The sequence below is a fragment of the Myxococcus sp. SDU36 genome (assembly GCF_030168875.1).
Lineage (GTDB): Bacteria > Myxococcota > Myxococcia > Myxococcales > Myxococcaceae > Myxococcus > Myxococcus vastator.
Genome location: NZ_CP077414.1, coordinates 2,092,210 through 2,106,463 on the forward strand (window position 1 = coordinate 2,092,210; position 14,254 = coordinate 2,106,463).

Below are 14,254 nucleotides of genomic sequence, written 5' to 3' on the forward strand. Positions count from 1 at the left end.
TCATGGCAATGGCAGATTGATGTTCTGGGACTGAAGTCGCGAAGTTGAGTCGACGGTCAGTGTGCCAGTGACAATCAGTGTATCAAGTGTGGTCACAGAGGCCTTTCGCGCAACCAGGAAGTCCCTGAATGTCTGCACGCCTTCAGCCGTGTGAAAGAGTTCAGTTGGGCGAACATTTGACGCAAGCCCATCCGAACCATTGTTGTCAAGAATGAGGTCGCCATGAAGGGCGGAGCTTGACTTGAGGAACACCGTTCCAGCGCCGCCACCGTTGCCCGCGGCGGAGATTTTGTTCCAGGGGAAGGTGCTCTCAGCCTCGTCGTAATAGACCGCAACGCGCCCGCCGCCTCCTCCTCGGCTTGGGGTTGCAGCACTCCCCCTTGCTCCCATGGCCTGGATGACGCCGGTGCCTGCAAGCGTGCCGACCTCGACCCGGATGCCGCCCCCTGCGCCACCGTAACTGAGCGTCCCGCTCCCTGCTTCGGCATTGGCCAGCAACTTGCCATTCAGCAGGAGGCTGCCGGCCTTCAGCCGCAGCAGGCCACCGCCACTCCCTCCTGGTGAAGCCGCCGTCGTGCCACCCGAGCCACCCGAGCCAAAATCCGCCGGGTCCTCATAATCCCCGTAAAGCGGAACGAATGCCGCAGGCACTGCGGGCGCCTGCACAGTGCCATACCCGCCGTAGCTTCCTCCCGCGGCGGCTTTCTCCGTGGGGGTGTTTCCTTGCGTCAGTCCATCTCGCAGCCCATTGCCCGCCTGCCAGCCGCCCAGGTACCCCGTGCCACTGACGTCGATGCTCGCATAAAGATTGCCGACTTCCACCTCCCCTTCGACTTCTAGGATGAGTGGGTGCACTCCGCCTGATTCGTTGCGACGCTGCTTCAGCGAGGCACTGCCACCTGCCACCGTCAGACTGGCCAATCGCAGTGGCGCCTCCCCATTGATGATGAGCTGCGCTTGGTTTGTAACCTCCACGGGAATCCCAGATGGGAAGGCCCATGGCTGGTGCAACTCCACTGTCGTCTCATAGCCATCAACCCAGAGGGAGCCAATTGCCCCGCTGACCGAGCCATGGAAGACGGCTTGTCCGCGGGAAAGAAACTCCAGGCTGGATGCTGAAACCGCATTCGCTACTTCCAATTGAGCGCGCTCTCGCACCGCGAGCCGATTGAACACACCTCCAGCGAGCGGCGTGGCTGTGGCGCTGGCCCTGCCGTCGTTATCGAAAACGAGGTCGCCATGAAGGGCGGAACTTGACTTGAGGAACACCGTTCCAGCGCCGCCACCGTTGCCCGCGGCGGAGATTTTGTTCCAGGGGAAGGTGCTCTCAGCCTCGTCGTAATAGACCGCAACGCGCCCGCCGCCTCCTCCTCGGTCTGAAACTAAACCGCTCCCCGGCCCGCCCATGGCCTGGATGATGCCGGTGCCTGCAAGCGTGCCGACCTCGACCCGGATGCCGCCCCCTGCGCCACCGTAACTGAGCGTCCCGCTCCCTGCTTCGGCATTGGCCAGCAACTTGCCATTCAGCAGGAGGCTGCCGGCCTTCAGCCGCAGCAGGCCACCGCCACTCCCTCCTGGTGAAGCCGCCGTCGTGCCACCCGAGCCACCCGAGCCAAAATCCGCCGGGTCCTCATAATCCCCGTAAAGCGGAACGAATGCCGCAGGCACTGCGGGCGCCTGCACAGTGCCATACCCGCCGTAGCTTCCTCCCGCGGCGGCTTTCTCCGTGGGGGTGTTTCCTTGCGTCAGTCCATCTCGCAGCCCATTGCCCGCCTGCCAGCCGCCCAGGTACCCCGTGCCACTGACGTCGATGCTCGCATAAAGATTGCCGACTTCCACCTCCCCTTCGACTTCTAGGATGAGTGGGTGCACTCCGCCTGATTCGTTGCGACGCTGCTTCAGCGAGGCACTGCCACCTGCCACCGTCAGACTGGCCAATCGCAGTGGCGCCTCCCCATTGATGATGAGCTGCGCTTGGTTTGTAACCTCCACGGGAATCCCAGATGGGAAGGCCCATGGCTGGTGCAACTCCACTGTCGTCTCATAGCCATCAACCCAGAGGGAGCCAATTGCCCCGCTGACCGAGCCATGGAAGACGGCTTGTCCGCGGGAAAGAAACTCCAGGCTGGATGCTGAAACCGCATTCGCTACTTCCAATTGAGCGCGCTCTCGCACCGCGAGCCGATTGAACACACCTCCAGCGAGCGGCGTGGCTGTGGCGCTGGCCCTGCCGTCGTTATCGAAAACGAGGTCGCCATGAAGGGCGGAACTTGACTTGAGGAACACCGTTCCAGCGCCGCCACCGTTGCCCGCGGCGGAGATTTTGTTCCAGGGGAAGGTGCTCTCAGCCTCGTCGTAATAGACCGCAACGCGCCCGCCGCCTCCTCCTCGGTCTGAAACTAAATCGCTCCCCGGCCCGCCCATGGCCTGGATGATGCCGGTGCCTGCAAGCGTGCCGACCTCGACCCGGATGCCACCCCCTGCGCCACCGTAACTGAGCGTCCCGCTTCCCGCTTCGGCATTGGCCAGCAACTTGCCATTCAGCAGGAGGCTGCCGGCCTTCAGCCGCAGCAGGCCACCGCCACTCCCTCCTGGTGAAGCCGCCGTCGTGCCACCCGAGCCACCCGAGCCAAAATCCGCCGGGTCCTCATAGTCCCCGTAAAGCGGAACGAATGCCGCAGGCACTGCGGGCGCCTGCACAGTGCCATACCCGCCGTAGCTTCCTCCTGCGGCGGCCTTCTCTGTGGGGGTGTTTCCTTGCGTCAGTCCATCTCGCAGCCCATTGCCCGCCTGCCAGCCGCCCAGGTACCCCTTGCCACTGACGTCGATGCTCGACGAAACGTCGATTCGAACCTCATCCGTGACCGTGACGTCGAAGTAGTTGGCGTCTGCGCCACCTGGCGAACTGTGAGTCACGACTGCGCGGTCTCGCACATGCAAGTTTCTGAAGACGTGGGTGCCGTCAATTCGAAGCCTGTCGTCACCTCGAACAACAATATCCATGCCTTCAAATCGATGATCGTTGGCGGCAATGACATCTGTCACGTCTGCTGGATATTGAGGATCAAGGACGAAGATGTCGCGGAATGCCTCCGACTCCAACCCCAAGTGATCCTGAACGACAAGGCTGACACGGACCATGCCACTCGATATCGGAGTGTAGTCTCGGCTAAGCTGATAGCCCCTGTAGGGAGCATTGATACGGCTGCCTACTCGGACACCATTCACTCGAAACTCTGCCCATGCAAGTGTGACGCGTTCGTCAGTCCAGGTGCCCGTGATGCTCCCCTCAATGCCCACAGCCATATTAATGCTTGGGGAGAGCATGGCTGCAGGAGGCTGATTTTCATTCACCTGAAACACATGCGAACCACTTGCCGTCGCACCCAGTTCGTCGACGGCACTGGATTCAACCATGACCTGTGTTGCAGACAAGCCGATCAGCCTGTCTGCGCAGAGGTCAATGCACCCAGTTCCACAGGACGTTGAACCCAGAAGGGACTCGCCGTCCGCAGAGGCAGAGAATTGAGCAATGCTTGAGTTGTCTTTCGCTCGTGCGCAGATGCGGACTGTCTCGCCCTGAAGTGCAGGGTTCGGCGTCATCGTATACGTCAGCACCGGCGCGGGGTTGGCTTGAAGCGTGGTGGTCCGCTCGACCGCAGCCGTCCGGCCACGCCGGTCCGTCGCCACCGCGCGGAACACAACGGCAGACTGTTCACTCAGTTTCGGCAGCAGATAGCTCGCAGACACAAAGTGTGATGCATTGAATGCAAACTCCACACCATTTGCGTATAGTCTTATGTTTTCAATGTCGTTGTCTGGATCCGAGGCAGACGCATAGACGTTGATGCTTGCACCCTCAAATGCACTCAAGGGCGGCGGATATGACCCAAAGCTCACTGTCGGCGGCACGCCATCCACCGCGACAACGTACGACTGAGTCACCGGAGTACGGCGCCCCATGAGATCCACAGCCGTGGCCGTCAGCGTCACTTGTTGTCCGACGGAGTCTTCAGGGAGCACCAATTCATGGCGAAGAGAGGCTGTGCCGCTCGACTCTTGCGAATGCGCCAGGCGTGCTCCGTCCTTCTCCAACTCGATCCACAGCACCCCATCGTCCGTCGCCTGGATCGTCATTTGGTTGACAGCAGGCCCTGCGCGCAGTTGAGCGGGAAGCCCCGAGGGCGTGCCAGGCGCGTTGTTGTCCACGCCTAGCGACACTTGCGCGGAGGCTTCCGCCGTCCGACCAGATCCGTCCACCAAAAGGACGGTTAGCGGCAGCGTTTCCGGCGTGCTCGTCACAGGCGCCCGGAAGATGGCCTCGAAGAGCATCGGGTTCGAAGAACTCTGACTGAGTTCCCCGAGATACGTTGAACCGAGCCGGGCGGAGACAGAAACGGGCGCAATTCCCGCCGTGCTTTGAGCTCGCACTGTCAGCGTAGCGCCAGAAGCGACGGTCGTTCCCCCCACAGGGGCTGTCAAACTGACGCTGGGAGATTGCGTTGCCGGGGGTAGGACCGTGAGCGACAGGGGGATAGAGAGGGCTTCCATTCCTCCGGCACCGCGCACCCTGAACTGCAATTCATGCCGCTGTCCCACTGCGGAGCCTGCCGGAACCGTCCAGCGGGCTTTCATCCCTGCTTCCTCGGCGACTGCAGAAGCCACTCCATCGACGACCAGTTCGGCATCATCCAACCCGATTCCACCCGCGAGCGCCGACACGACAACATTCGTCCCGGCTTCCACCACGGAAGGATTGGCAGGAGTGACGATGCGTACGGACGGCACGGCCGCCGCAGGTGGCATGTACGCGCGCACCGCTCCCTGGTTGCCTTCAAGCGTATCCGCGACAAGGAGCCGACCTGCGGCCACGATAGCGTCATGCGCGTTTGACGCAGGCACGTGCATCAGCCGGACTGCTGGAGCCCCCGCAGGCAGATGCCAGAGTTCAACGCCTGCGGCTCCTTCACTGACGATGGCCAACCTGCCTTCAAGGCGGATTCGCTGTACGGGGCCCGCGGTGGGCACGGTGCCCAACAATTCGGGAGACGCGTCGTCAGCCAGCCCGAACACGGAGAGCGTCGAGGGCCCGCCGACGACAGCAAGCGCACCCTCCAGCGCCACCGCTGAAGCTGTCACAGGGAGTGTTCCTGAACGACGAATCTGTCCCGAGGGCGCAACCCCCACGATGGCAGCCCCGTGGTTCCCCATGGCGACCAAGGCGTGGCGCTCGTCACCCGCGACGTCGAAGGCCGCGCTGCCGAGAATCAGCGACTCTCCAGGGCCCACTCGCGGCCATTGAATCGTCTTGACGGCCCCTGAGGTTGAGATCGCCCAGAGTCGATCCCTGGCCACGGCCAGGCGATCGACGCTCCCCAGCGCTTGCTGAAGCCCCTGGGTCTCCGTGTTGTCGGATGTGAGCGTCCCCGCTGTCGTCTCCCGTGCGAACCGGATGGCGGTGCCGTCGAGAACGAACGTGTCGCGCCCGATTCGCTCCACCTGCTGAACGTCGCTGCCTGTGAACAATTGTCCCGCGAGTACCGGCACGGCGCTCCGCGTTACATCGACGGCTTGGACACCTGACGCCCCCGCCGCGACCAATGCCCCGCCGCGGAAGGCCGTCAGCGTCATCGCAGGCTGGCCCACCGTTACGAGTCCTGCGGCAGTTGCCGGCACCGCCTGGGGAAGGTTCAAGAGACTGACGCCAGCGGGCCCCGTCGCCAGTACCTGGCCGCCACTGACCAGGAGTTCATGTGCGTCGAGCTTTGACCGCGACAGCACTCGCGGCGCGGCAGGGTTTCGGAAGTCTAGAATCCGGAGCCAACCCTCTTCTCCGGCGACGTAAGCCAGACCACGAACAACTTCGATGGAGCGGACTCCGGAAGGCAGCGGCACCTCATCCAGTTTCTCAAAGGAAGTATTCTGAGTCCTCGCCCAGGCTTGCACAGAGCGATCCGTCCCAACGACCACCAGCTCGCCATCGATTTGCGCAGCACGAACGAGCGCTGGCTGAACGTTGAACGACTGCTGGATCGTCACTCCATTCTCCCCTGTCACCGGAGCGGACACTATCGATGCGCCTAGCGTCTGGATAACGCCATCCGCCACAGCGCCAATCACACGGCCTGAGACCGTGGTGTTCGGGGTGCTGCTGACAAGCCAGGGCCGGCTTGGAACAGTGACGTCCACCGTGTCGGTTCGATAATGCCCGTTGTCGTTGATTAGCGATGCAAAGAGCCGGCCAGACATCGCAACCCCCGTGTAACGGCCAGGCATCCGCGCTGAGACAATGGGGGTTCCAGAGCCGCTGGTGTTCACAAGCCAGAGGCCATGTGCATCAAGCGCGACGGCGACGTGATCCGCAAACGGGGCCAATCCAACGGGCGGAACAGGAGTCGGCAACAACCCCACTGTCTCCAGTTCCTGTGCATGGGCGGGCCCGTGCAACCGCCCCACCCAAACCCCCTTCGTTGTTGCCGCGTAGACCCGGTCCCCCAATCGAGTGAGCGAAGATGCCCCCTCGAGCGGCACCGTCGCGACCTGGACAGGGAGTGCTGCCGCGGAAACAAACCGGCTCAAGGTAGTGACCGCCACCTGCCCCGCCCTGTCCTCGGCCCTCGCCTTCAACTTCAGCTCGGTACCAGGCAGCGTGTGCGCGGGGATTTCGTAACGAAGCGCCAAGCCACCACGGGCCTGGACGACGTCGGCGATCGACAGTTCAAGCGAGACCCGCTCCAATGCGACATCGTCGGTCGCCTCGACGGTCGCGACCAACTCACTGCCCGCGGCAATGGTCTCATCTGTCGGATCGGTCTTGATGACGCTGAGGATTGGTGGATTGACGTCGCCAAGAACCGTGAGCGACAGCGTCGCCGGTTCGGATTCTCGTCCTGCGGCGTCCCGAGCCATGGCGGTCACCGCGACTGTCCGCGAGCCTCCTCCAAAAGGAATCCGGACGGGGACCAGGATGTGTGAGCCGGAAACGTGCGCGGCCTCTTGTCCCTCCACCATCAGACGAATGCTGTCGCCCACGTCGCCGGTTGCGACGGCAGCCTCGACTGTGACGAAGGCGCCCTCGTAGATTGCGCCCGAGTCACTCAGGGCCCGTCGCAGCACACTCACCACCGGGGCTTGTCCGCCCTCCCCGTCCCGCACCAACACTGTCCGCGTCAGCGGGGGGCCGCGTGTGCCCTGGGCATCCAGGGCGACAGATGTCACCTGAATCGACGTAGGGCTGCCAGCTGGGACGTCGGGGGCCTGCAGCTCACCCGCGAGCCGGGGCGCCGACAGGACAACCGGAGCGCTGCCGGCCAGCGAGACTTCCACCTGTGACACCTGGGCTGGATGGACAGGGACCGCCGCTACCGGGAAGAACGCCCCCTCGACCACCTCTGAGGGCATTCTCACGTCCGCAAGTGTGGGCCCTTCCGCTGACGGAGACTCCGTGAGCGTTATCGTCCGTTCAACGCGGACCTGCCGACCCGCCAGATCGCGAACGACCAGCGCCACCGCCGCCGAGTCACCCGTAGCAGGCAGGTCGATCCACGCCGGGAGCTGGGTGTCACGCGTATCCGCGGTAACACCGTTGATGGACACCTCGGCCGTGAAGCCATTGAGAGGTAGCACGTCGTCCGACACCGTCGCATCAAGGGAGACGCGAGCCCCCTGGGCCGCGGAGGTGGGCAACTGCAAGGCGACCTGCGGTGATGCCGGGCCACGAATCACGGCCTGACGGGCGATCCCACGGGACGTGCCGCTCACCAGGGCTCCCGGGATCAAGGCGGCAGGGCCCTTCGCATCCGGATACACGCCGGCGCCCATGGGCGTTCCACGTACGTCGATGATGCGAGCGCCCGACGCGGTCCCCACGACCAGCAGTTCGCCAAATGGCGCCGCGTTCAGCGCCTGTCCGCCCAGCGGCACTTCGCCGCGAGTCAGCAACTGCGGCGTCTCCGACTCGACCACCGCGAAGCAACGAACCAGGCTGCCGGCCACACAAACGCCGCCATCCGCCAGCGCTGCGGTCGCATTGAAAGACGTGCCACCGAAGCTGGCTCTAGCCAGCTCGCGCGGCGCATTCACCGCGGTGACGTCCACGGCAACCACCTCTGTCGCCGTGCTGGCGAACAGGTGCGAGCCCGCGATAGCAATCGAGGTGACCGGCCCCAGAAGCAGGCGGCCCATCCACGTTCCGTCGACCTGCCGCAGTTCGACGCCCTGGTCGTTCGCGACGGCAAGCCAGTCACGCACGCCGTCCAGTGCAGACGGTGCGCGCACGAGCGGTGTGGACGCCAGCGGGCTGGGCTCAAGGTCCGGAAGCGTGAACCGCTCCAGCGAGCCCGCTCCCTTGTTTTGAACGGCGACCACCACCTCATTACCCGCAAAGATGGCACCTACTGGCGTCCCAGCGAGGCTTCGAGCCGCCACTCTCGCACCGGATTGACGCGACCGCAGCTCCAGTTCTCCCCCTCCTCCGCTGTCCGAGCGGACAACCAGCACGGAGTCGCCACGGGAGACCAGTGCCACGGGCTCCATGAAGTTCGCCGCATCCTCAACGACGACTGGCTGGCCACTGGTCAGCACGGCCAGCGTACCTTGGCGCACTGCGACACCGGAAGCCCCGCCGGGAGCGGTGACAACCGCGCGCGTCGCGACCGCAGCGCCTTCTGGCCCCTCTGGCAAACGCGAGGTTCCGGACAGCCCGCCCGTTGCGAGTTGCACGGGAAGAGCGGCCTCCCCGACATGGACGGACAGCTCAGGACGCGTCCCTGCGTCCAATGCTGCAGTCAGCGCGACCGTCGACCCGCCCAGAAGCAACGGACCCTCCGGTTCCTGGGCCAGTGCCACATCCGCGCTCGTTTGACCGTCATCCAGGACCGTCACAGCGAGGCGAGCAACCAGGCTGGACTCGCCCGATTTGTCGGTGACCTGGGCCGTAAGCTCCAGCGGCGCGGTGCCTCCATCCAGCACCGGTGCAATGAACTCGGTGTGCCATGGCGCCTGGGTCAACACGTGCTCCTCAGCACCCGCGGTGATGCGAACAGCGGCCACGGCGCCCGCTGCAACGGCGTTCACCGCCACTCCGAAGGGCCTGCCTTCCTGCAACTGCGTGCCAGCATCGGGCGACGTCAGCGCAACGTAAGGCCGGACCGACGAAGGCTCCACGGAGAACGACGCGGTGGCTTCACCTGCATTCTCCCGCGTGTCACGCGCGACGACCCGAACCACGTGCGGTTGTGCCGTCGTGACGACGGGCGCTTGCCAAGTCACGCGCCAGGGCGCGCTCCGGGCGACGCCCACCGAGGTCTCATTGACGAAGAATTCGACCTCAGCGACACCATTCGTATCCGAGGCAATCGCCTCGAGCGCCAGCGTCGCTCCGGACACCACGCGCCCTCCCTCCATGGGCGTCCGCACGAGAACGGTCGGAGGTGCCGCGTCCCGCGTCACTGTCAGCGTCCGCGGATTCGACGCGGTGACCTGGCCTTTGTTGTCAGTGGCATACGCGGTCAGGACCCGCTGCTGACTGGTCGCGCTCCCCTGGACCCGGCCCAGGGGAACCTCACGCGTCAAGGTCGCTGTCGTCGCGGTCAAGCCGCTGAGCTTCGCCCAGGGGACCCCATCCAGGTGGAGCTCGACCGCGGTCACCACGGAGTTGTCGACCGCGGAGACGACCACGGTCTCCGTGGCACCTTCCTCACGAGTCGCATCGGCAACAGGTTGCTGGATCGTGACGGACGGCGGAGAATCCTCGACAACCTGAATCTGCACCTCCCATGGCAGACTGGTATTTCCGCTCGAATCCGTTGCGGTCGCCGTCAAAAGCTGCGTCGTGCCCACGGCAGTCGGTAGCCAGCTGTACGAATAGGTACCTCCCGAGCCGCCGGTGAGCGGCGCACCGTTCACGCTCAGCGTCGTCGTGACCGCCTGATTGCTGTCATCTGAGGCCGCGACCTGGAACGACCAGGTAACGCCCGCCGCGAACGCATCATTCGTCAACACTACGGTGCCTCCCGCCCGCTGGAGTTCGAGCGTCGGCTTCACGGTGTCAACCGTTCTGAAGTTCTTCCGGAAGGTGCTTGCGACATTGCCGGCGACGTCCATCACTCCCAATGCCGTGAGGGCATAGAACGTCGTGGACGTGGGCGCTTCGGAGGGCGTGAAACGAAGTGTCCGCCCGTCCGGCAGCAACTCGGACGCGCCCGGTACCGGGACTTCCGAGGAATGGCGAAGCAGGCGAAGTTGATTCGCGCTCTCCGTCGACAGGGGTTCGTCGAAGCGCACGTCAAATATTGCCGCCAACGGCACGTTCAGAAGGCCAAGGGTGTCAAGGGGCTCGACGTGCTCCACCACCGGTGCCCGGACGTCACCTCGATAAACCGCGTTCGTGACGTTCACGGGAGCGGCCCCAGGCTGCGTCAGCGTGAGCGACAGATGACGGATGTCTCCCGCCGGAACGAACGCCTCCACGCCTGCTGAAGTGAAGCCCCGGGTCTCCGCGCGGACGCCATCGAACCGGACCTCGATGCCTCGATGGAAGCCCGACCCCACGATGCGAACCCAGCCACCCGCGACGTCCACTGCACGCGGTGTCACCTCCACGAAGCTCATGGGCGCGACGTACAAGAACGGCGACGCGGCAGTGGCTTCCGCACCGTCCGCGCGAATCACGCGAACCACCGCTGGGCCCGCGGCACCGGCCGGAGGAAGCGTCACGGTCAGGCTAGCTTCCTGGGCATCGCCAATCCGAGGCGCCTCCTCCCCGCCAATCGTCACGACGGTCGAGGCATTGAACCCGATGCCCGACAACACCACGGGAACGCCACCTGCCACGGGGCCGCTGGCCGGAAGCATCGTATCGACACGGAGCGAAACCGGCGCCCCTCCCGCCCGAAGGCCGTAGCTCCAAGGTGCCAGCAGGTGGCTGCCATGGACAGACGGCACTGGCGCCAGCTCCAGTCTCGCCTCATAGATGCGCGAGGGATCCAGCGCCGTTGAAGGAATGAACGCGAGCGACGTCGCCGCGGGATTCGCAGCTCCGGGAACCTGCAAGGCACCATCCCAGAGTTGAAGTGATGAACCCGCGGCAATCGCGGCGGATGAGTCCGTAGCCAGGGAGACGGTCACGCTGCCATTGATCGCGATGGCTTCGCCGGGCAGCGGTGACAGTGAAGCAACGGTCGGATACGGCAACTCCAGCGCGCGCAGGGAGTTGCCGACGCTGACCACCGCCACGCCATTGACGATGGTGGCGCCAGCGACACTGCTCCCCGTGAGCGCGAAGCTGCGTTCGGTCAGCGACTGCGTCGTGTCCAGCCACGAGACGCGGTTTCCGTTGACAGCCAGCAGCCACGGCCCGCTCAGCACCAGCGACTTCGAGGACCCACCCGACGGGTCCAACGCATAGGCCAATACGCGTGGCTCCGACGGATCCGTGACGTCGAACAGGTGCAGCGCTCCACCCGCGGAGGCCGCCACCCTGCGGCCTTCCCGCGTCAACGCGCCCATGGGCGTTCCAAGGTCGGGAATGGCGTTCAGGAGTGGAAGCGTGCTGCCCTCGGTGCTGCGAATCTCCAGCCGAGAGCCGCTCACGCCATCTTCGATGAGGACCAGGAGCGCCTCATCCACCACATCCAGGTCGATGACCGATCCCGTTCCCAGGAACGTGCGGGCCACCACCACGTAGGCCCCATCAACCGGTGCGAGCAGCGCCAGCTCATTGCCACCCGCCACCGCCACGTAAGCACCAGCGCCACCAGCCGCCACGGCCTTCAAGGCAAACGGGGTCGACGGCGCCAGTTGCACGCGCTCCAGCTCCACCGGACTGCACGGCGCGTGCGGCGCAGGGCTGCAGACGGCTTCGGACACATTGTAGCGGACCACCTCGGTCCTACCGGCCAGGAAGAGCTCCGTCCCATGGAGGGCCATGTCCACGGGGTCGCTGACGCCCTCGACTTGCCCCACCACGCCCGGACTCCCGGCCACGCTGAAGTCCACCACCGTCAGCACGTCATCCCGCGCGGCAAACACGCGATGTCCGTGCCTGGCAATCACGGCGCCCATGTTGTCGAGACGCGCGCGCTCCACGAGGGTGAAGGTGAAGCCACCCTGCAAGGTTGCCTGCTGGGGCGGAACGCCTGGCGTCAGCACAGTCAGGGCCACACGTCCCGTCACGTTGTCGGGAACCTCGACGAGCAGTGCGCCAGCATCATCCATCACCACCGAACGTGCGGGCACCGTGTCGAAGTGCACCTGTGAGCCTGGGAAGAGCCCCGCCCCCGTCACCTTCACCACGGCGCGACTGCCAAACGGCGCATGTCGCGGCTGCACATCGGCCAGGGCCGGGGACTCCAGATACCGGTAGGCCCCCAGCAGCAGGTGCGACAAACCGCCAGGGTTGGTGACCTCGACCGCGGCCGCCCCCGGCTGCCCTGCCGGCACCGTCACGCGAATCCTCCGGCCATCCGAGGACACCTCCTTCACTGGCGCGGGCACGCCGCCCATCGTCACGAGGCAGCCGCTCAGGAATCCGCCCCCGAGCACCTCCACCTCATTTCCACCCGCGGCAAGGCCATAAGCAGGCGACACGGACGCAATCTCCGGCCGCTCCTGTGACGCATCGCGGCTGGTCCGGAAGCGAACGCGCCCAGGCACTCCCAACGTCGCGCCCCGAAGGTCCCTGAGGTCCGCGCCGATCCGCAGCTCGTAGGCCGTGTCCAGGGCCAATGGCACATAGGGTGTCAGCTCCACCTGCCCGCCCTGGGCATCCACGCGAACCCGTCGCGCCACGGGAACGGCTTCGTCGTCAGTACGGTGGACCAGCGTCACCTCACCGGCGCTTGCTTCATCCGGGAGCGCGGTCAGCAAGACCTGGACGACCGCGCCCGGAGGCACCACCTCTCCGTCGCCTGGCACGGTTCCGCGGATGTCGAGCGTGTCCAGCTCCACCGACGCCAGGGCGCCCGCGAGCGGAAGGTTGGCGTCCGCGGCATCACTCACGGGGAGCTCCACGGGCGTACCGTTCTTGTCGAGGAACAGCGTCCCCACGAGCAGGTAGCGACCCATGAAGGCCAGCGTGCGTGCGTCGCCAAACACCGTCGCTCGGCCCAGTTGGACGGGCGCGACGCCCTCCAGGACGGAGTACCGCAACACCTTCCCACCGCCCGCGGCAACGTAGGCCACGCCGCCCGCGACGCGTGTCTGCTCGGCGGACGCCCAATCCCCCACCGGCCCGTCCACCAACAGGGTCCCTGCGGGCGCGGGGTTGTTCACGTCCGTCAAATCATAGATGGCGACCTGCTTTGCCTTCCCGAGCGAAAGGAACGCCCGAGTCCCCTCCGCGGTGATGTGCACCGCGGGGGCGGACAGGTGGGCCGATCCATGGGGCGTCAGGTTGCCCGTCCTGGCATCCAGCACGTACAGCACGGGGGCACCAGGAGACGCGCTGGAGACGAGCAGGTGTGGCCCATGGAGCGCCAGCGCGCTCACGCCGCCTGGAATCGCACGCGTTCCGATATGGAGCGGCCGGCGAGTCCCGTCGGCCAGGTCGAAGACCTGCACACCCGCCGTATCGCCCACGAAGAGCAATGTGCCGCCGATGGCGATATCCGCCGCGGCACCACTGACCTGGAGCTGCGGGTACGCCTCCTCGATCTCCGCCGGGGTCGAGACATCCACGATGCGCACGCCGCCCGACCCTGCCGCGACGTAGACGGTATCGCCTCGCTTCAGGACCCGGTGGCTGCCCCCTTCCCCGGGGAAGTCGAGTTCGCTGATGACGGTAACGTGCGTCGGGTCACTGAGATTGGCGAGCAGCAGGCCGCCCTTCGGCGTCTTCCGATTCGCCTGAAGCGGCGCTCCACCCGCTACGTCATGGACGTCGACGACCGCACCCAGCGCCGCATAGGCGACCCCAGAGTCGATGACCACATCCCGCACGGGCGCGGTCGACAGACGCGCCACGGCCCCTGAGCCGTAGAGGAATGAAGCAGGCAGCGACGAAACTTCGGTGCCTGCCTGTACGGCCACGTCGACCATTCCGCCGGGATGAGGCGGAGCGACAGCCTCCGCGCTCTCCGTACTCAGCACACGCACGTCGAATGAATTCGTCCCACCAAAGGACACCTTCATTCCCGGCGCGAAGCCCCGTCCTTGGAGCCGAACCCTCGTCCCGCCCTGCTGCGGAGCCCGACCCGGCGTGAGGCTGAGCAGCGTCAAAGGCTCGCGATACACGAAGCCGCCCATCCTCCGGGCG

The 14,254-nt window shown here is 65.3% G+C and carries 1 protein-coding gene (cut by a window edge); it reads right to left on the reverse strand.

Annotated features, from left to right (window positions below; translation table 11 throughout):
• Positions 1-14,254, reverse strand: the end of a protein-coding gene (locus tag KGD87_RS08300) for an Ig-like domain-containing protein (protein ID WP_284666924.1). It continues 17,798 nt past the right edge of the window; the window shows 14,254 of its 32,052 coding nt (coding positions 17,799-32,052); its start codon lies beyond the right edge, outside the window; the stop codon is at positions 1-3.